This window comes from Bacillus sp. J14TS2 (genome assembly GCF_018333015.1).
Taxonomy (GTDB): domain Bacteria; phylum Bacillota; class Bacilli; order Bacillales; family Bacillaceae_C; genus Lederbergia.
Genome location: NZ_BORE01000002.1, coordinates 435188 through 455012, shown reverse-complemented (window position 1 = coordinate 455012; position 19825 = coordinate 435188). Strand labels below are relative to the sequence as shown.

At 37.6% G+C, this 19825-nt stretch carries 19 protein-coding genes; all 19 read left to right on the top strand.

The genetic code is table 11. The features are described 5' to 3' along the window. Window positions 1-58 precede the first annotated feature (58 nt). The 19 genes from sucC to flgD all read left to right on the top strand — a co-directional run bounded on the left by sucC (window position 59) and on the right by flgD (window position 19763). Window positions 59-1219, top strand: a complete 1161-nt coding sequence (sucC, locus tag KI375_RS04730; RefSeq protein WP_212972370.1) for an ADP-forming succinate--CoA ligase subunit beta — start codon at window positions 59-61, stop codon at window positions 1217-1219. A 68-nt stretch (window positions 1220-1287) separates the two neighbouring features. Then, window positions 1288-2190 (top strand): succinate--CoA ligase subunit alpha, encoded by a 903-nt coding sequence (gene sucD, locus KI375_RS04725; protein WP_207452945.1) that lies wholly within the window; start codon window positions 1288-1290, stop codon window positions 2188-2190. Window positions 2191-2414: 224 nt separating this feature from the next. After that, window positions 2415-3149, top strand: coding sequence for a DNA-processing protein DprA (dprA, locus tag KI375_RS04720; RefSeq protein WP_244852269.1), 735 nt, complete (start codon window positions 2415-2417; stop codon window positions 3147-3149). A 365-nt stretch (window positions 3150-3514) separates the two neighbouring features. Further along, complete coding sequence (gene topA, locus KI375_RS04715) at window positions 3515-5590, top strand: type I DNA topoisomerase (RefSeq protein ID WP_212972368.1); 2076 nt, start codon at window positions 3515-3517, stop codon at window positions 5588-5590. Between the two features lie 368 nt (window positions 5591-5958). Continuing rightward, entirely contained in the window at window positions 5959-6861 is a 903-nt protein-coding gene (xerC, locus tag KI375_RS04710) for a tyrosine recombinase XerC (RefSeq protein ID WP_212972367.1), read from the top strand. Between the two features lie 21 nt (window positions 6862-6882). Further along, window positions 6883-7425, top strand: coding sequence for an ATP-dependent protease subunit HslV (gene hslV, locus KI375_RS04705; RefSeq protein ID WP_207452941.1), 543 nt, complete (start codon window positions 6883-6885; stop codon window positions 7423-7425). Between the two features lie 40 nt (window positions 7426-7465). Continuing rightward, a complete protein-coding gene (gene hslU, locus KI375_RS04700; protein WP_212972436.1) occupies window positions 7466-8869 on the top strand; it encodes an ATP-dependent protease ATPase subunit HslU in 1404 nt (467 codons plus the stop codon). A gap of 121 nt (window positions 8870-8990) precedes the next feature. After that, window positions 8991-9770, top strand: coding sequence for a GTP-sensing pleiotropic transcriptional regulator CodY (gene codY / locus KI375_RS04695; RefSeq protein ID WP_212972366.1), 780 nt, complete (start codon window positions 8991-8993; stop codon window positions 9768-9770). A 711-nt stretch (window positions 9771-10481) separates the two neighbouring features. Then, a complete protein-coding gene (gene flgB, locus KI375_RS04690; protein WP_207452939.1) occupies window positions 10482-10865 on the top strand; it encodes a flagellar basal body rod protein FlgB in 384 nt (127 codons plus the stop codon). A 1-nt stretch (window position 10866) separates the two neighbouring features. Then, window positions 10867-11319: a flagellar basal body rod protein FlgC gene (gene flgC, locus KI375_RS04685; protein WP_207452938.1), complete on the top strand. Its 453-nt coding sequence runs from the start codon at window positions 10867-10869 to the stop codon at window positions 11317-11319. 78 nt (window positions 11320-11397) lie between these two features. Further along, on the top strand, window positions 11398-11640 hold the full coding sequence (fliE, locus tag KI375_RS04680) for a flagellar hook-basal body complex protein FliE (protein WP_483861594.1): 243 nt from the start codon (window positions 11398-11400) through the stop codon (window positions 11638-11640). Between the two features lie 317 nt (window positions 11641-11957). Then, window positions 11958-13553, top strand: coding sequence for a flagellar basal-body MS-ring/collar protein FliF (gene fliF, locus KI375_RS04675; protein ID WP_212972365.1), 1596 nt, complete (start codon window positions 11958-11960; stop codon window positions 13551-13553). 12 nt (window positions 13554-13565) lie between these two features. Further along, window positions 13566-14573 (top strand): flagellar motor switch protein FliG, encoded by a 1008-nt coding sequence (gene fliG, locus KI375_RS04670; RefSeq protein WP_207452936.1) that lies wholly within the window; start codon window positions 13566-13568, stop codon window positions 14571-14573. After that, window positions 14566-15336, top strand: a complete 771-nt coding sequence (gene fliH / locus KI375_RS04665; protein WP_212972364.1) for a flagellar assembly protein FliH — start codon at window positions 14566-14568, stop codon at window positions 15334-15336. The genes fliG and fliH overlap by 8 nt, the downstream gene beginning before the upstream one ends. Then, the gene (gene fliI / locus KI375_RS04660) at window positions 15333-16658 is read left to right on the top strand and encodes a flagellar protein export ATPase FliI (RefSeq protein ID WP_212972363.1); all 1326 of its coding nucleotides are present in this window, start codon (window positions 15333-15335) and stop codon (window positions 16656-16658) included. The genes fliH and fliI overlap by 4 nt, the downstream gene beginning before the upstream one ends. Beyond that, window positions 16655-17101 carry a flagellar export protein FliJ gene (fliJ, locus tag KI375_RS04655; protein WP_212972362.1) on the top strand — a complete coding sequence of 149 codons (447 nt, stop codon included), beginning with the start codon at window positions 16655-16657 and terminating at the stop codon, window positions 17099-17101. The genes fliI and fliJ overlap by 4 nt, the downstream gene beginning before the upstream one ends. Window positions 17102-17121: 20 nt before the next feature. Continuing rightward, window positions 17122-17706: a MotE family protein gene (locus tag KI375_RS04650; RefSeq protein WP_212972361.1), complete on the top strand. Its 585-nt coding sequence runs from the start codon at window positions 17122-17124 to the stop codon at window positions 17704-17706. 172 nt (window positions 17707-17878) lie between these two features. Then, window positions 17879-19132, top strand: a complete 1254-nt coding sequence (locus KI375_RS04645) for a flagellar hook-length control protein FliK (protein ID WP_212972360.1) — start codon at window positions 17879-17881, stop codon at window positions 19130-19132. Between the two features lie 7 nt (window positions 19133-19139). Beyond that, entirely contained in the window at window positions 19140-19763 is a 624-nt protein-coding gene (flgD, locus tag KI375_RS04640; RefSeq protein ID WP_212972359.1) for a flagellar hook assembly protein FlgD, read from the top strand. Window positions 19764-19825: the final 62 nt, after the last annotated feature.

Sequence of the window (19825 nt, the reverse complement as noted above, 5' to 3'; positions counted from 1 at the left end):
AGTTTAATACAATAGAAACGGCAACTCAATTTTTTACTGTATGACAGGAGGATGGAAAATGAATATCCATGAGTATCAAGGTAAAGAAATCCTCAGAAAATATGGAGTGACTGTCCCTAACGGAAAAGTCGCTTTTAATATTGATGAGGCAGTAGAAGCAGCACAAGAACTTGGCACTGATGTTTGTGTCGTAAAAGCACAAATTCACGCTGGTGGAAGAGGAAAAGCTGGCGGGGTAAAAGTAGCAAAAGGATTAGAAGAAGTTCGTACATATGCGAATGAAATATTAGGAAAAACACTTGTAACCCATCAGACAGGCCCTGAAGGAAAAGAAGTAAAACGTCTTCTTATTGAAGAAGGGTGCGATATCAAAAAAGAATATTATGTTGGAGTTGTAGTGGACCGTGCCACAGATCGAGTGGTAATGATGGCATCTGAAGAGGGTGGTACCGAGATCGAAGAGGTTGCGGCAAATACACCTGATAAGATTTTCTACGAAACAATTGATCCAGTTGTTGGTTTGACAGGATTCCAAGCGCGTAGATTGGCCTTTCATATCAATATACCAAAAGAACTAATTGGAAAAGCTGCGAAATTCATGCTGAGCCTATACAATGCATTTATTGATAATGATTGCTCGATAGCTGAAATTAATCCCCTTGTTGTAACAGGTGATGGAAATGTTATGGCATTGGATGCAAAACTTAATTTCGATGATAATGCATTATTTAAACATAAGGATATCCTTGAATACCGTGATTTGGATGAAGAGGATCCAAAAGAGATCGAAGCATCGAAATATGATCTTAGCTATGTAGCGCTTGATGGAAATATTGGCTGTATGGTCAATGGAGCAGGACTCGCAATGTCTACAATGGATATTATTAAGCATTATGGCGGTGATCCAGCTAACTTCCTTGATGTTGGGGGCGGTGCAACGGCAGAGAAAGTGACAGAGGCTTTCAAAATTATTCTTTCGGATCAACATGTAAAAGGAATTTTTGTTAATATTTTCGGTGGAATTATGAAATGTGATGTCATTGCTACGGGTGTTATACAAGCTGCTAAGGAAGTAGGGCTTGAGGTTCCACTTGTTGTTCGATTAGAAGGAACAAATGTTGAGTTAGGAAAGAAAATTTTGAATGAATCAGGGATTGAAATTGTTGCAGCTGATTCAATGGCTGATGGAGCACAAAAAATCGTTGAACTAGTTGGTTAATCTCGATTTATGAAAACATTTAAATAAGTTGATGCGCACCATTCGAAATAGGAAAGGCAGGGAAAATCATGAGTGTTTTTGTTGATAAAAATACAAAAGTCATTGTGCAAGGAATCACTGGTTCTACAGCACAATTCCATACAAAACAAATGCTTGAATACGGAACCAAAATTGTTGGTGGCGTTACTCCAGGTAAAGGTGGAACCGAGGTAGAGGGAGTTCCTGTTTTCAATACGGTAGAAGATGCAGTAAATGAGACTGGGGCCAATGCGTCTGTCATTTATGTTCCAGCTCCTTTTGCAGCGGATGCGATCTTAGAAGCCGTTGACGCCGAAATGGATCTCGTCATCTGTATTACTGAACATATTCCAGTATTAGATATGGTCAAAGTTGTCCGTTATATGGAAGGAAAGAAAACAAGATTAGTTGGGCCGAACTGCCCGGGAGTTATTACTCCAGATGAATGTAAAATCGGCATTATGCCTGGATACATTCATAAAAAAGGTCATGTAGGCGTTGTTTCCCGATCAGGAACTCTAACATATGAAGCGGTTCATCAATTATCACAAGAAGGTGTCGGTCAATCAACAGCTGTTGGTATTGGTGGCGACCCGGTGAATGGCACAAATTTCATCGATACTTTAAAAGCTTTTAATGAAGATCCTGAAACAGAAGCAGTTATTATGATTGGTGAAATTGGCGGGACTGCGGAAGAAGAAGCTGCTCATTGGATCAAAGAAAATATGAAAAAGCCAGTCGTCGGATTTATTGGTGGACGTACAGCACCTCCAGGAAAAAGAATGGGACATGCAGGGGCCATCATTTCTGGCGGAAAAGGAACAGCTGATGAGAAAATCCGCGTGATGAATGATTGTGGGATAGAAGTAGCAGAAACACCTTCTGTTATTGGTGAAACCATGATTAAAGAACTTAAGAACAAAGGTCTATACGAGAAATGTAAAACACATTAATATCAATGAAATTTGTGTAGATAGCCCCTTTTCGCTAAGACGAGGGGCTATCTATGTATGATAATAAATAGAAAGGGTTGGTTAAAATATTTAGAGACAAATTATTTCACTTAGTCCATTCTAACTTCCTAAGTAATCACTCCATTAGAAAACTCCTTCAATTAGACCCATCCTTAACCCATCTTTATACAATGTCTCCAGCGAGACTCCAACAAATTTTCCGTTTGAATAATCAAAAGCTACAACCTTTTTTAAAAGAGTTTCATTCAATTAATCCTGATCAATTATTTCGACTCTATCAATCTCGGAATATTCATTTTATGACCATTATGGATGCTGATTATCCTTCCCTATTAAAAGAGATTCACGATCCACCATTGGTGTTATTTTCTCAAGGAAACCTTAATTTGATGCAAAGGAGATTATTCGCCATTGTTGGAGCTCGTGATTCAGATCATTTTGCTGAAAATTCTCTTCGAACCGTGATGCCAGATTTAATACGTGAGAAATTGACGATTGTTAGCGGATTGGCTAAGGGGGCGGATACGATCGCCCATAAACAAGCAATTGAATATGGAGGCAAGACAATTGGTGTCTTAGGTGGCGGGCTTTTTCATGTATATCCTCGTGAAAATAGAAAACTTGCAGATTTCATGACAAAAGAACATCTAATCCTCTCGGAATACCCACCTATAAGAAAACCTGAAAAATGGCATTTTCCAATGAGAAATCGAATTATTGCTGGTTTGTCTGCCGGAACACTGGTTATTCAAGCTAAAAAACGAAGTGGTTCATTAATTACCGCTGACATGGCGTTAGATGCAGGAAGAGAGGTTTTTGCATTTCCTGGACCGATTCATCATAAGCTATCCGAAGGCACCAATCATCTTATTCAACAAGGTGCTAAGCTCGTTAGTTCAAGTGAAGATATTTTTGAAGAATTATATTTCAAAAATTGACTTTCTTTCACAAACAAGTTATAAATAAAAAAACTTCTCATTTAGAGAAATCTTTTTTCTAATTAAAGAGAAGTGCCATGTAACATAGTGCCTACGTGCTTATGATTGACAAATTGTAGGGAGCCATATAGTATTTACTCTGATTTAACGTGTTAACAAATATACCTAACGATGAAGCAAAATAAAATGAGACTGCCATCAGTGGGAGCTTCATCCTTCACTGATGATTAGCGAGATTTATTGAGATGTTAGTGTCCGTTTCCCTTCACTCAGACTTCAACGTTTTGAGGGATGGTCATACAGACACTTGCACTAGGATAAAAAAAGATGTTTATGGTTATTAGAGCTTTAGGGAGGATTTTTTTATGTCTGATTATCTAGTGATAGTGGAATCGCCAGCAAAGGCGAAAACCATTGAACGATATTTAGGAAAAAAATATAAAGTAAAAGCCTCTATGGGACATGTAATCGATTTGCCGAAAAGTCAGACGGGAATCGATGTTGAAAATCAATTTCAACCTAAATATATCACCATAAGAGGGAAAGGACCGATCTTAAAAGAATTAAAAACAGCTGCGAAAAAGGCAAAAAAAGTTTATTTAGCGGCTGACCCGGATCGTGAAGGGGAGGCAATTGCTTGGCATTTAGCAAATAGTTTAGGGGTCGATATTCAATCAGATTGCCGAGTTGTTTTTAATGAAATTACCAAGGATGCCATCAAGGACTCCTTTAAGCATCCAAGAGCCATTAATATGGATCTCGTCGACTCTCAACAGGCAAGACGAATTTTAGACAGATTGGTAGGCTACAATATAAGTCCTCTTCTTTGGAAAAAGGTCAAAAAGGGATTAAGTGCTGGGAGAGTACAATCTGTAGCGGTAAGAATTATAATTGATCGGGAAAATGAAATAAAGCAATTTACTCCAGAAGAATACTGGTCGATTACTGGCGATTTTAAAAAAGGGAAAAAGGCTTTTCAAGCAGATTATTTTGGCCTGAATGGCAAGAAAAAGAAATTAAGTTCCAAAGAAGATGTAGATGACATTATGAAATTGTTAAAGGGAAAAGAATTTCTAGTCGATTCTGTGGTGAAAAAAGAAAGGAAAAGGCATCCAGCATTACCTTTTACTACTTCTTCTTTACAACAGGAAGCAGCTCGGAAATTAAACTTTAGAGCGAAAAAGACAATGATGCTTGCTCAACAACTCTATGAAGGAATTGAAATTGGGAAAGAAGGAACCGTTGGATTAATTACTTATATGAGGACAGACTCGACGAGAATTTCTGAAGTTGCGCAGAAGGAAGCAACTGAGTATATTACGACTCAATATGGTAAGGAATTCAACAAGGCAGGACAATCCAAAACTGCCAAGAAAGGAAATACCCAAGATGCTCACGAAGCTGTTCGTCCAACAAGTGTTAATAGACAGCCAAGCTCAGTAAAGACTTATTTATCCAGAGATCAATTGCGTCTATATAAGTTAATTTGGGAAAGATTTGTTGCTAGTCAAATGGCATCGGCGATTATGGATACGATGACGGTTAATATGTTGAACGGTTCTGTAATATTTCGCGCGAATGGCTCAAAGGTGAAGTTTCCTGGATTTATGAAAGTATATGTGGAAGGTACGGATGATCAGCAAGAAGAAAAAGAAAATATGCTTCCAGATCTTCAAGAGGGAGATAAAGTGATGGCGGAAAAATTGTTGCCTAAGCAACATTTTACACAACCACCTCCCCGCTATACCGAGGCAAGACTTGTAAAAACGATGGAAGAACTAGGGATTGGTCGTCCTTCCACTTATGCGCCAACTTTAGATACCATCCAAAGACGTGGATATGTAGCACTAGATAATAAAAGATTTGTACCCACTGAATTAGGTGAACTGGTCCATGAACTTATGATGGAATTTTTCCCGGAAATCATTAATGTTGCTTTTACAGCGAAAATGGAATCCGAGTTGGACGAAATCGAAGAAGGAAAAGTAAAATGGGTTGCGATTATAGATGAATTTTATCAAGACTTTGAAAAGGATCTTGAAAAAGCAGAAGAAGAAATGGAAGAAATAGAAGTAAAGGATGAACCCGCAGGAGAAGATTGTGAAAAATGTGGGAATCCAATGGTTATTAAAATGGGCCGTTATGGCAAGTTTATGGCATGTAGTAATTTTCCCGACTGTCGAAACACGAAACCAATTGTTAAACAAATCGGTGTCCAGTGCCCTAAATGTAAAGAAGGAAATATAATTGAAAGAAAAAGCAAGAAAAAACGTTTGTTCTATGGCTGTGACCGTTATCCAAAATGCGACTTTGTTTCCTGGGATAAACCTTTAGCGCGTCCCTGCCCAAAATGCAATGGCGTACTCGTAGAAAAGAAAATCAAAAAAGGCATTCAAGTACAATGTAAAGATTGCGACTACAAAGAAAAACCCGTGCAATAAAGAAAAGCGAAGGCGCCTGTTCAGCCCCGACTAACCTAGGGAGGGTGCTTTTCCCTTCCAAGGTTAAGGGTAATTTGACCTCGAGGGGCTAGGCGCTGGAGCTGGACAAAAAGAATGAACACGTCCTGCCCTGCATTATTGATTGTAAGCAATTTATAAGTATGTAAAAGCTATTCCAGCCATCAACCGGAATAGTTTTTTAAGTCGCTAAATTTTTAATATGAGCATGAATGAGGTAAAATAAATAAGAGTAAATCGCTCGAGTGGCTTTTGAATACAATAATTCAAAACTTTGTGAAAAATATGTAACATTTATTGCTATGGCAAATAAATTATGATACTATTTAATAGCCTTATGAGGTGAGGGGATGAAAGAAACTTTAGACGAGTTGTTTTTTTCTTTTATTGAATACTTGCAAATTGAAAAAAATTATTCTTCCTACACAATTGAATTTTATAAAAAGGATTTGGAGCAATTCTTTTTGTTCATGAAATCACAAGGAATTGATTCCGTTCAGGAAGTAGAATATTCGGATGCACGTTTATATGTAACAGAACTTTATCAAAGGAAACTAGCTAGATCGTCGGCAGCAAGAAAAATCTCTTGTTTAAGAAGCTTCTATAAGTTTTTGATGCGAGAAAAGCTTATAACAGAGAATCCTTTCACATATGTTGTACAGCCTAAAGCAAAGAAAAGGATTCCTAGCTTTTTCTATGAAGAAGAGATTTCTTTGCTTTTTAAAGCGTGCGATCAAACAACCCTCCTGGGGAAAAGAAATATAGCCCTTCTTGAATTGTTATATGCTACAGGAATAAGAGTTAGTGAATGTACAGGTATTCGATTGAAAGATATTGACTTTGATATGGAAACAGTCTTGGTAAGAGGAAAAGGAGGAAAGGAACGATATATTCCTTTTGGTCATTTTGCTTCTGAAGCCTTACAGAATTATATTCATAATGTAAGAAATCAATTAATGAATAGCAAAGATGAACATCCATTTTTATTTATCAATTCCCGTGGGGGACCACTTACATCAAGAGGTGTAAGATATATTTTATCCAAAATAATCGAAACAGCATCGATGACTAGGAAAATTCACCCCCATATGCTTCGTCATACCTTTGCTACACACTTACTTAATAATGGCGCAGATATGCGAACGGTTCAAGAATTACTTGGACATTCCCAATTGGCTACGACTCAAGTTTATACACATGTAACCAAAGATCATTTAAGAAAAACATATATGAATCATCATCCTCGAGCATAATGAGTGAAGGAGGCCCAGAAAATGGGAGAATTTCATGCAACAACTATATTTGCTGTTCAACATAACGGAGAATGTGCTATGGCCGGTGATGGGCAGGTTACCTTTGGAAATGCTGTTGTAATGAAACATACAGCGAAAAAAGTACGAAAGCTCTTTAATGATCGTGTTGTAGCTGGTTTTGCAGGTTCAGTTGCAGACGCTTTTACATTGTTTGAAAAATTCGAGAGTAAACTACAAGAGTATAACGGAAATCTACAAAGAGCAGCTGTGGAATTAGCTAAAGAATGGCGCAGTGATAAAGTATTAAGAAAGCTTGAAGCAATGCTGATTGTTATGGATAAGCATAATTTATTACTTGTTTCTGGGACTGGAGAAGTGATTGAGCCGGATGACGGTATCTTAGCTATAGGTTCTGGTGGGAATTATGCTTTATCAGCTGGTCGCGCCCTTAAGAACTATGCTTCGGAAGCTTTATCGGCTAAAGAAATTGCACGTGCGTCTTTAGAAATTGCAGCAGACATTTGTGTTTATACAAATCGAAATATTATTGTCGAAGAGTTATAATGATGGTGGCTATGAAGGAGGAGATTGTTTGGAAACAGAAATGAAAGGCTTAAACATGACTCCACGTCAGATTGTTGAAAAGCTCGATCAATATATTATTGGACAAAAAGAGGCCAAAAGGGCTGTAGCCGTAGCACTTCGTAATCGATTTCGTCGTGAAAAATTAAATGATGATATGAAAGATGAGATTATCCCTAAAAATATTTTGATGATTGGACCTACAGGTGTTGGGAAGACGGAAATTGCACGAAGATTGGCGAAATTAGTTGGGGCTCCTTTCATAAAGGTAGAGGCAACAAAATTTACGGAAGTCGGTTATGTTGGCCGTGATGTGGAATCTATGATTCGGGATCTAATGGAAACCTCCATTCGTGTTGTGAAAGAAGAAAAAATGAATGAAGTAAAGGGCCAAGCGGAAAAATTAGCAAATCAACGCCTTGTCGAGTTACTTGTGCCAAGTAAAAAGAAGACAGAGAATTTTAAAAATCCATTTGAAATGATTTTTGGCAATCAAAGTGATGAAACAGATGAAACAACGGATACACAGGAAGAAATGAGTACAAAAGAAAAACGGGATGCTATTGCTAAAAAATTAGCATTAGGTGAATTAGAAGATTATCTTGTTCAAGTAGAAGTGGAAGAACAACAACCATCCATGTTTGACATGCTGCAAGGATCGGGAATGGAACAAATGGGGATGTCTATGCAAGATGCACTTGGAAACCTAATGCCTAAGAAAAAGAAAAAGCGGAAGCTTCCAGTCAGAGAAGCAAGAATTATTTTAACAAATGATGAAGCTCAAAAATTAATTGATATGGATGATGTCACACAGACGGCCATTTATCGAGCTGAACAAACGGGGATCATTTTTATTGATGAAATAGACAAAGTCGCTAGTAAAAACAGTGGTTCAGCATCTGCAGATGTCTCTAGAGAAGGAGTGCAAAGGGATATTCTCCCGATTGTGGAAGGATCAACGATTGTCACGAAATACGGTCCTATCAAGACAGATCATATCCTGTTTATTGGAGCTGGAGCCTTTCATATCTCCAAACCATCGGATCTTATCCCGGAATTACAAGGGAGATTTCCGATTAGAGTTGAACTAGAGAAATTATCGATACAAGACTTTGTTAGTATACTTACAGAGCCAGACAATGCCATTGTCAAACAATATATTGCTTTATTGGAAACAGAAGGTATACAAATTGAATTTACAGACGATGCTGTATACCGACTAGCTGAAATTGCCTTTAACGTAAATCAGGAAACGGATAACATCGGTGCTAGGAGATTACAAACGATCTTAGAAAAACTTTTGGAAGATCTTTCTTTTGAAGCACCTGAAGTAACGTTAGATAAGGTAAAAATCACGAAAAATTATGTAGATGATAAGTTAGCTGCTATTTCACAAAACAAAGATCTGAGCCAATTTATACTTTAAGTAATGTTTTACTTCAAATGAGCATCTCTTTATTTTTGTAAATAGCTTAACATTTATATAAAACACAATATTACAACGAAGAAAAATTTAGAATATGGATCGTAATTAGGAGGAACAAACAATGGATTTATTATCAAAAACAAGAACAATTAACGCAATGCTCCAAAAGGCTGCAGGGAAACCAGTAAATTTTAAAGAGATGTCTGAAACTTTAAGTGACGTGATTCAAGCAAATATTTTTGTATTAAGCAGAAGGGGAAAATTGCTCGGTTTTGCTATTAATATGCAAATTGAAAACGATAGAATGAAAAAAATACTTGCAGATCGTCAGTTTCCGGAAGAGTATACAAATAACTTACTTCGCGTTTCCGAAACGTCATCTAATCTTGGAATGAGCAGTGATTACACAGCCTTTCCTGTTGAAAATAAAGATTTGTTTGCGGAAGGCCTTACGACGATTGTCCCAATTATTGGTGGTGGAGAGCGTCTTGGCACATTAATTCTTGCTCGCTTAGAGACTGAATTTAATGATGACGATCTATTATTGGCTGAGTATGGTGCTACAGTTGTAGGAATGGAGATTCTTCGCGAAAAAGCGGAAGAGATCGAAGAAGAGGCAAGAAGTAAAGCGGTTGTCCAAATGGCGATTGGTTCATTATCGTATAGTGAATTAGAAGCAATTGAACATATCTTTGAAGAACTGAATGGAAACGAGGGTCTCTTAGTTGCTTCTAAGATCGCAGATCGTGTGGGGATTACTCGCTCTGTCATCGTTAATGCTTTGAGAAAACTTGAAAGTGCCGGAGTAATTGAATCAAGATCTTTAGGAATGAAAGGAACATATATCAAAGTATTGAATTCGAAGTTCCTAAAAGAACTTGAACAACTCAAATCCAATTAAGAACAAAAGCGCAAGCGCCCGTTTAGCGACGTACAAACTTTCATAGTAAGGATGAACAGCTAAAAACGCGCCGTCCTGGTGCAACGCTGTTCTGACCTACATCCTGTAGGCCTGAGATAAAGGATACACGGCGAAGCATGAGCCGATGTTGACTTATCGTAGGAAGAAGCTGAAAGTTTGCTAGTCGCTGGGCGCTGGAGCTAGATGACAAAACTCAAAAACAACTTATCCACAAGCCAAGAATTTTATAGTTTCCTTAACAAGAACAAAAGCGCAAGGCGCCCGCCTATCGGCGACAAGCAAATGTTCTGAGACAAAGAAAGGCGTTCTTTGCCTTTCATCGGGGCCATAGAGCCGATGGCGCCTAGGATAAAACAAAAGCGCACAAACTAATATAAGAATTGACAAGAAGCTGCCATTTCTGGAAATGGCAGCTTCTTGTTTTGTTTGTCATTTTTATTACTAAACTCATGTATATTTGACACACCCAGTAGGCCTTTTTTAACCTTAAAAGAATGTTGATTAATATGTGTATTCCGTGTGCCGACAAAGTATTCTAATTTTTATAAGTCGTAAGTACTATTTTGTCATTAAATTTTAAAAAAAGACATATAATTATCTAAACAGATATGGACGCGGTATGACAATAGTAATACAATAAGAAATAGAAACATGTCGAAATATAGATTAATTTAGAAAGTGGTGACAGTAATGGAATTATTTTCCAGCACTATTACCTCGTTAGAAAGAGGTTTAGGCCATTCGGCTCTTAAGCAAAAAGTAATAGCTAACAATATTGCCAACGCAGATGTTCCAAACTATAAGTCGAAAAATGTGAGTTTCGGGGATGTTTTAGAAAATACAAAACTGGAACTAAGACGTACAAACTCTCGTCATCTTCCGTTTGATCAAGCGAAGCAGACGCCATCTATCTACACAAAACGGAATTATCAATATCATAGTAATGGGAATAATGTTGATCTTGATCAAGAAATGGCCGATATGGCCGAAAACCAACTATACTACCAAACTCTTATTGAAAGATTAAATGGGAACTTTTCCATGCTGACAAATGTTCTAAGGGGAGGGAAGTAATATGACAGTATTTCAAAATATGGGCATAACATCTTCAGCGCTTACTACCCAGCGCCTGAGAATGGATACAATTTCTTCTAATATGGCAAATATCGATACAACACGTGGCCAATACATAAACGGTGAATGGAGACCTTATACACGAAAAATGGTTGTGATGCAGCCGCAAACTTCATCATTTAGTTCTTATTTGAATAATGCAGTAGGGCAACAGAATCAACAACTAAACGGCGTAAAAGCAACCAGAATTATAGAGGATGATGCTCCTTATCGCCTAGAATATAATCCTGATCACCCTGATGCCAATCAAGATGGTTATGTGCAGCTTCCAAATGTTGATCCATTAAAGGAAATGGTTGACTTGATTAGTGCTACACGCTCCTATGAAGCGAATGTGACGGTGTTTGATGCTAGTAAATCGATGTATTTAAAAGCTTTGCAAATTGGCAAGTAATTCGTAAGGAGGAATCTTACAGTGTTGATTAATACTAATGTAGTAAAAGGTTTAACACTGCCTGAACATAGTCAAAATCTGTCATTGTCTCAAGGGACAGGTAACGATTTTGGAACTTATCTCAAAAATGCGATGGACGAGGTAAATAATGCCCAACTTCAATCTGCTGAAGCGACCCAAAAACTAGTAAACGGGCAGAATATAGAATTACATGATGTAATGATTACAGCACAGAAAGCATCTATTACAATGCAAACAGCTTTGGAAATTAGAAATAAAGCGGTTGAAGCTTACCAAGAGATGATGAGAATGCAGGTCTGATTAGAGGCTCAATGAAATCTCATTTTCGTAAGGCGTGCTTTTGTTAATGTTATGCTTCATACATAATCTGAGACAATGAAAGGTAAAAAAGCTCCTTTCACTTTGGCTCAGAATATTTGCTTGTCGAAGGGCAACAGAATGTTGGTCAGAAAGGCGCTGCAAAGTGCAGGATGTACTAGTGCAGACGAAGCGATAGGATGTCACGGTTTGAGTCTGCTGTCAGGATTGTGGGAAATATATCTTTCTTCCTATAGCAAGGCGCTTGCGCTTTTCTAAATAAGATAATCATTTTGCAGGATTTAGTAAGGGGCTTATAAATGAAAGAGACAGTAAACAAGCAATTTGATCGTTTAAAAGAATATTGGATTAATAGAACAAAAACACAACGATTTATGATCAGTGGATCTCTTCTTGCATTTCTATTTATTATTTTTATCATCATTTATTTTTCAACAAAAACGACTTTCGTTCCATTGTATACAAACTTGACTCCGAATGAAACTGGATCCATTAAAGAGAGTCTTGACGAAAAGGGAATTAAGTCAGAAATCGTTAATGGTGGCTCTACGATTAAAGTGCCAGAAGATCAGGCTGAATCACTTATGGTCGAGCTAGCTTCAGAGGGAATACCTAAATCTGGACAAATAGATTATTCGTTCTTTGGTGAAAATGCTGGTTTTGGTATGACAGATAATGAGTTTAATGTTTTAAAACTTAGTGCGATGCAAACAGAATTAGCAGAGCTTATGAAAACTATTGAGGGAATTGATCAAGCGAAGGTCATGATTAATTTACCAAATAAAGGAGTATTTCTCAATGATTCTACTGAAGAAGCTTCTGCATCTATTGTTTTACAAACAGTACCGGGTTATGAATTTAATGAGAAACAGATTAAATCACTTTATCACCTCGTATCCAAAACGATCCCAAATTTACCTGTAGAAAACGTCGTAATCCGCAATCAGTATCTTGAATATTTTGACTTAAATCAAGATCAATATGCTGAAAATGGTGTGACGCAACAAATGCAAGTAAAAAAACAGGTTGAACGTGATATTCAAAGACAAGTACAAAACATGTTAGGAACTCTGATGGGCTTTGATAAAGTTGTCACATCTGTCACTGCTGATATTGACTTTACTCAGGAAAACCGCGAAGAAAATTTAGTTGCACCCGTTGATGAAGAAAATATGGAAGGTATAGCGATTAGTGCTCACAAAATAACAGAAGCATATACAGGAAATGGCGAGCAAGCCGGTGGAGTTCCGCCAACAGGTGATGCCGAGGATGCAGGTGGGACTGAATACTTAGAAGGTGCAGGCGGTAATGGGGACTATGAAAAAACAGAAGAAACCATTAATAACGAAATTAATCGAATTCGTAAAGAAATCGTTGAAAGCCCCTATAAGGTTCGCGACCTTGGGATCCAAGTCATGGTTGAACCTCCAGATCCGCAAAAGGTCAACACATTTCCTGAAGATCGTAGACAGGATATTCAAGAGTTGCTGTCAACAATCGTGAAAACCTCCATTGATAAAGATGCTGGAACTGATCTTTCAGATGATGAAATTGCAAGTAAGATCAATGTATCAGTACAACCATTTAATGGAAAAGTTGAAATGGAAGAGCCTGGAAATACGATTCCGTGGTGGGTCTATGTGGCTGGTGGTTTGTTATTAGTCATCATTGCAATTTTACTTGTATTTTTACTAAGATCTCGTAAGAAAGATGAAGAAATAGAGGAAGAAGAGGAATGGTTAGAGGAATCGCCGGAACCTCAAGTTGAAATACCAGATATTCCAGAAGAAATAGCGTCTGAAGGTTCAATGAGAAGAAAACAATTAGAAAAATTAGCTAAGGAAAAACCTGATGAATTTGCAAAGCTTTTGCGAACATGGCTGGCTGAGGATTAGGAGGGTTATAGATTGTCTAAAAAAAGTTTATCAGGCAAACAAAAAGCAGCAATACTCCTAATTTCTATGGGACCAGATGTTGCTTCATCGGTATATAAACATTTATCTGAAGAAGAAATTGAGAAACTTACCTTGGAAATATCAAATGTAAGAAAAGTTGAGGCGGAAGCTAAAGAGGGCGTTCTAGATGAATTCCACCAAATTGCCATCGCGCAAGATTATATCTCGCAGGGTGGAATTGGGTATGCCAAAACGGTTTTAGAGAAAGCGCTAGGCGAAGAACAGGCTCTTGCTATCATCAATCGGCTGACTTCTTCCTTGCAGGTGCGACCATTTGATTTTGCCCGCAAAGCCGATGCTGCTCAAATATTAAATTTTATTCAAAACGAACATCCACAAACAATTGCGCTGATCTTATCTTATTTGGATCCAGAAAAAGCAGGACAAATACTTTCTGAACTTCCACAAAATGTACAGATGGATATAGCAAAACGGATTGCTGTTATGGATCGAACCTCACCTGAAGTGATTAGTGAGGTAGAATCGATTCTCGAAAGAAAATTGTCAACAACGGTTACGCAGGATTATACACAAACTGGCGGGATAGAAGCTGTAGTAGATGTATTAAATGGGGTAGATCGATCCACTGAAAAAACAATACTGGATGCCTTATCTGTTGAAGATCCTGATTTGGCGGAAGAAATCAAAAAACGGATGTTTGTTTTTGAAGATATCGTCACACTTGATAATCGCTCCATCCAACGGGTTATACGTGAGTGTGAGAATGAAGATTTATTATTGGCATTGAAGATTTCTAGTGAAGAAGTGAAAGAAATCATTTATCGCAATATGTCTACTAGAATGGTTGAAACGATTAAAGAAGAAATGGAATTTATGGGACCTGTTCGGTTGCGTGATGTAGAAGAATCACAATCGAAAATTGTTGGTATTATTCGTAGATTAGAGGATTCTGGTGAAATAATCGTCGCTCGTGGTGGAGGAGATGATATTATTGTCTAGGCTTTTTAAAAGTCATTTGGGTACAGACCAAAACGAAACTCCAAAAATGATACAGATTAAATCAATAAAGCTGGATCAGCAGAACCAGACTAGCTCAATCGATAGACAATATCTTGATCATGAAGAGCAACGTATCATTTCTGAAGCCAAACTTACAGCCGAAACTCTGATTCACCAGGCTAAAGAACAAGCAAATTTATTATTAGAGGATATAAAGCAACAACAGAGTCAATGGGAGCTGGAGAAAAAAGATTTGGTTCAGAAGGCTTATGAAGAAGGCTTCCAAATTGGAGCAAATGAGGGTAGGCAACAAGGATTGGACGAATATACTTTAAAAATTGAACAGGCAAAACATATTACCGACCAATCCAAAGTAGAATATGAGCAGTATGTTCATAGTTCGGAAGTCGTTATTTTGGACTTAGCAATTGCTGTTGCTGAAAGAATTATGCGTAGTACTTTTGAGGTGGAACCTGAACGTTTTATACCACTTGTTCAAACGGCTCTGAAAGAGGTTCGAAATAGTAAAGAAATTCAAATTCATGTACATCCATCACAATATGAATTACTCATATCAGAAAAACAAGAACTTGAAACTATTTTTCCAAAAGATGTGGATTGTTTTATTTATCCAGATGTAGATTTGGAGGAATACGCATGTCAAATCGAATCAGAGCACGGCAGGGTTGATGCAAACATTTCAAGTCAACTTGTTGAATTAAAGGAAAAGTTACTAGAAATCTTGATAGGTGAAGAGTCATGATGGCGAAAGAGTTATTGCCGATGATCAAAACGATTAATACGTATAAACGCTACGGAAAAGTGAGCAAAGTTGTAGGTCTTATGATTGAGTCCCAAGGTCCAGAAAGTTCCATTGGGGACGTTTGTTATATCCATGTAGGAAACGGGACGACTAAAAGAAAAATTATGGCTGAAGTGGTTGGTTTTAAAGAACAGCATATTATTCTAATGCCTTATACAGATATTCGAGAGATTGCTCCCGGTAGTTTAGTGGAAGCTTCTGCAAAGCCATTACAAATAAAAGTTGGACCTGAGTTAATTGGCAGAGTCGTAGATTCTCTAGGAAGACCAATGGATGGATTTGAGATTCCCAAGGGAATGACGTCAACGAATACAGACAAAGCGCCGCCTAATCCTTTAAGCAGACCCCCCATTTCAGAACAATTAGAGGTAGGGGTTCGGTCGATCGATAGCTTATTAACTGTGGGAAAAGGACAAAGACTTGGTATTTTTGCTGGTAGTGGTGTTGGGAAAAGTACTTTACTCGGTATGATTGCGCGAAATACAAAGGCAGATATTAACGTCATAGCGTTGATTGGTGAGCGGGGTAGAGAAGTTAGGGAATTCATCGAAAGGGATTTAGGACCAGAAGGGTTAAGGAAATCAATTATTATAGCGGCTACTTCTGATATGCCTGCTTTAATGAGAATAAAGGGAGCTTTTACGGCAACAGCGATTGCGGAATATTTTCGTGATAAGGGGCAAGATGTAATGTTTATGATGGACTCTGTCACTCGGGTAGCAATGGGGCAACGAGAAGTTGGGTTGGCAGTTGGTGAACCGCCAGCAACTAAGGGGTATACGCCCTCTGTCTTTTCGATCCTCCCACAATTGCTTGAGCGGACAGGGACGAATGAATATGGTTCGATCACTGCTTTTTATACCGTATTGGTAGATGGTGATGACATGAATGAACCGATAGCTGATGCCGTAAGGGGAATCCTGGATGGCCATATTGTTCTTGATCGGGCGCTTGCGAATAAAGGTCAATTCCCTGCTATCAATATCCTTAAAAGCGTAAGTAGACTTATGAATGAACTCGTTTCTCAAAAACACCAAAGCAGCGCAGAAAAATTGCGTGAGATGCTTAGCACCTATTTAAATTCTGAAGACCTTATTAATATTGGTGCCTATAAACGAGGTTCTTCAAAAGAAATTGATCAAGCAATTGAATTTTATCCGCGTATTTTGTCCTTTTTAAAGCAGAGGACAGACGAGAAAATTTCGATGGAACAAAGTATGAATGAGCTGATCCAATTAGTAGGAACAGGTGATGAAAATTGAGTTTTCAATATAAATTCCAAAAAATCTTAACCTTAAGAGAGCGAGAGAAGGAAGAATCGTTACATATCTATCAAGAATCTGTAAAAAAGTTTACTGCAGCAGCAGAGCATCTTTATGATTTGCTAAAGAAAAAAGAAGACCTTGAACAGTTTCAATCAAAAGAACTAGCAAATGGGTTGGCTGTTGATAAAATCAGGCATTACCAACATTTTATTGCCAATTTAGAGAAGTCGATTGAACACGCCCAAGGGCTTGTGATCCATGCACGGAACACGATGAATTGGCATGAAGAAAAACTGAAGGAAAGTAATATTGAAGTGAAAAAGTATGAAAAATTAAAAGAGAAAAGTTATCAAGCCTATAGGGAAGTACTTAATCAAACAGAAAATTTACAACTCGATGAATTTTCCTCAAGGCAGTACTTTTTTCGAGGAGGAAGTTAGGTGAGAAAGTGGGAAAGGCCTTGAAAAAACAGCCGGTTGAAAAAAAAACACCCTTTTTTCGACGCTTTATTTATTGGGGATTGATTCTGCTTTTGTTTGCACTATTTTCGGGGCTCATCATCGCTTCTATTGCAGGGATAAATGTTTTTCAACATGCAAAGGAACTTGGAGAGAAAATCCCTTTTATTTCACAAGTAGCCGTTCAAGAAGATAAAGAAAATATCGATGAATACAAAGAAAAAATGATTCAATTGGATGCTGAAATTCAAAATAAGAATGCGGAAATCGAACAGCTCCAGAAAAAGATAGAAGATAAAGATGCTGAGCAAGAACGTTATAAAATTGAGCAAAAGAGATTAGAAGAGACGATAGATGAATTAAAAGAACAACAAGAGCAAAATAAACGGGCCTTCAAGGATGTTGTTTCAACCTATGCATCCATGTCTCCAAAGAAAGCTGCTCCAATTGTGCTAGAAATGAATAATGATGAGGCAGTTAAGATCCTTACCAATTTGCCAACAGAATCTTTAGCGAAGATTTTGGAAAATATGCCGGCTGATAAAGCGGCCAAGTATACAGAGCAATTATCTATTAATGCTAACTAGACATGTGTTCAAAAAGAAGGATAAAAAGGACCAAGTCGATTAAAGATGTTGATGTCAATTGCTAACGTTCGATACAGAACATATTGGCACTTAGTCAAAGACCCTTTATCCTGCAGTGACATTTTTACGAGACTTTTTGAAAATCTCTTAAATGGAAAGGGAGGTGAGAATCATGAAAATTAATATGGTTGAAATGAGTCCTACAATGTTAGGCTCTTCGCTGGTAGAAACTGAATCAGATACAGATTTTACAATGCTGTTGGGGAGTTTGCTCAAAGAAAATCAATCCGCATTGAAAGAAAACTCTTTAAAGCAATCGGAAGAAGCAAAATCCCCACTTGAAAAACTACTGGAATGGATGACGGAAGAAGTTACTCATTTGAAAGTGTCGAGTGAGGATGAAAAAATCGATGATCTTGATTTAGACTTTATTATAATGGAACAATTTCCGGAATGGGAGACCTCTTTTTCGCAAATAGCAGGTTGGTTAAAAGAGAATCTCGATTTTCAGCTTTCTGAAGATCAACAAAATACGATAGTGGCAATGAGCAAACAAATTTTTCAAGCTCTACATGATTTGAAGCCAACAGATTGGGACGTGTTTCCCCAAGAACCAATTTTCACTTTACTCAAAATGGAAAAAAGTCTGCAATCATTAGCAAAACAATTGCCTGTCCCAGCAGAAGAAATGGGACAGCTGATCGAGTTAGCTGATTTATCACAAACGTTAAAAGAAAAAATCGAGCAATTGTCAAAGTTAGAGTTTTTTAAAGAGGCAATCCCTAAAGCTTTTACTAAAACGAATGAACCAACTGAGCAATCACCTTTTTTTACTAGACAAGGCAGTCATTTTACAAAGAATCAAATCAATATGGCAAATACGGTTGAACAGAATTTGGATTCATCTTTGTCACAGGAACTAGCAGGAAGTCAAGATCGTTTCGTACGCATGGTGACAGATCAATTGAATTTGCAAAAGCCGCTTGAACAACAGCCTGCTTTTCGAAATTTTGTAAGAGAGTTAAGCAATATAATGGGACGCTCAAACTTCAATCAAACTGCACATACAGCTAGACTGACGATCAGGCTTTATCCAGAAGAATTGGGATCATTAAGAGTAGAATTGCTTCAAAAGGATGGAATTATGACAGCGAGGTTTCTAGCTTCTTCTTCGACGGCAAAGGAAATGTTGGATGTTCAGATGCACAGTTTAAGGCAGGCTTTTTCACAACAGAATATCCAGGTTGAGCGCATAGAAGTCTCGTATGGGGATTCTAGTCAATTGAAATATACGAATCATCAACATGGTCAAAATGAGCAAGGGCGAGAAAATCGACAAGCATTTCAAGAGGATAATAAACAAGCGGATGGTGAGTCGAATTTTCAGGAAACAATGAATCATATTCTATTCGAAAAGGAGGTGTAATGAGAAATTGACAACCTCATTAGATCCTACTTTATTTTATTCACCGACACAGAATGCAGAAGTAAAAACAGAGAATGATCGATTGGGAAAAGATGATTTTTTAAAGTTGTTAATGGCTCAATTACAGAACCAAGATCCGATGAATCCGATGGAAGATAATGAATTTATCTCACAGATGGCAACATTTTCTTCTTTAGAACAAATGACGAATATGAGTAACTCCATCGAAAAGCTTGTGCAATTAGAAATCCAATCAAGCTTAATTGAATATAGTCACTTTGTTGGGAAAGAGGTAAGTTGGCATAATGTGACAGATGAAGATGAAGCGGCTGTAACAGAAGGAAAAGGAATTGTCGCATCGGTTCAATTTGTGGGAGAAACTGTTAAATTCATTTTGGAGGATGGTACGGAGTTATTTCCAGCAAATATTTCTCAAGTCAATCAACCATCCGAAGAATCCCCATTAGTTCAAGCAAGTAGCTTGATTGGAAAGACGATTACATGGGAAGAAGAGGGGATTGAATTTGAGGATATAGTCCAATCGATTATCCAAAAAGAAGGACAACTATTTCTTCAGATGAACGACGATCAGCAAGTTAAACTAAATCAACTAATTAAAATCCAAAATTAATAGAATTCCGAGTGCTTTTAAAGAAGCCACATGCCGCTTGATGATTGAAGTGGCATAATACG

Excerpts from the sequence above, each read along its gene's own strand:
- fliI (WP_212972363.1), top strand. The coding sequence starts at position 15,333 with ATGATGGCGAAAGAGTTATTGCCGATGATCAAAACGATTAATACGTAT.
- hslV (WP_207452941.1), top strand. The coding sequence starts at position 6,883 with ATGGGAGAATTTCATGCAACAACTATATTTGCTGTTCAACATAACGGA.
- flgC (WP_207452938.1), top strand. The coding sequence starts at position 10,867 with ATGACAGTATTTCAAAATATGGGCATAACATCTTCAGCGCTTACTACC.
- sucC (WP_212972370.1), top strand. The coding sequence starts at position 59 with ATGAATATCCATGAGTATCAAGGTAAAGAAATCCTCAGAAAATATGGA.
- topA (WP_212972368.1), top strand. The coding sequence starts at position 3,515 with ATGTCTGATTATCTAGTGATAGTGGAATCGCCAGCAAAGGCGAAAACC.
- codY (WP_212972366.1), top strand. The coding sequence starts at position 8,991 with ATGGATTTATTATCAAAAACAAGAACAATTAACGCAATGCTCCAAAAG.
- xerC (WP_212972367.1), top strand. The coding sequence starts at position 5,959 with ATGAAAGAAACTTTAGACGAGTTGTTTTTTTCTTTTATTGAATACTTG.
- fliF (WP_212972365.1), top strand. The coding sequence starts at position 11,958 with ATGAAAGAGACAGTAAACAAGCAATTTGATCGTTTAAAAGAATATTGG.
- KI375_RS04645 (WP_212972360.1), top strand. The coding sequence starts at position 17,879 with ATGAAAATTAATATGGTTGAAATGAGTCCTACAATGTTAGGCTCTTCG.
- flgB (WP_207452939.1), top strand. The coding sequence starts at position 10,482 with ATGGAATTATTTTCCAGCACTATTACCTCGTTAGAAAGAGGTTTAGGC.
- hslU (WP_212972436.1), top strand. The coding sequence starts at position 7,466 with ATGAAAGGCTTAAACATGACTCCACGTCAGATTGTTGAAAAGCTCGAT.
- sucD (WP_207452945.1), top strand. The coding sequence starts at position 1,288 with ATGAGTGTTTTTGTTGATAAAAATACAAAAGTCATTGTGCAAGGAATC.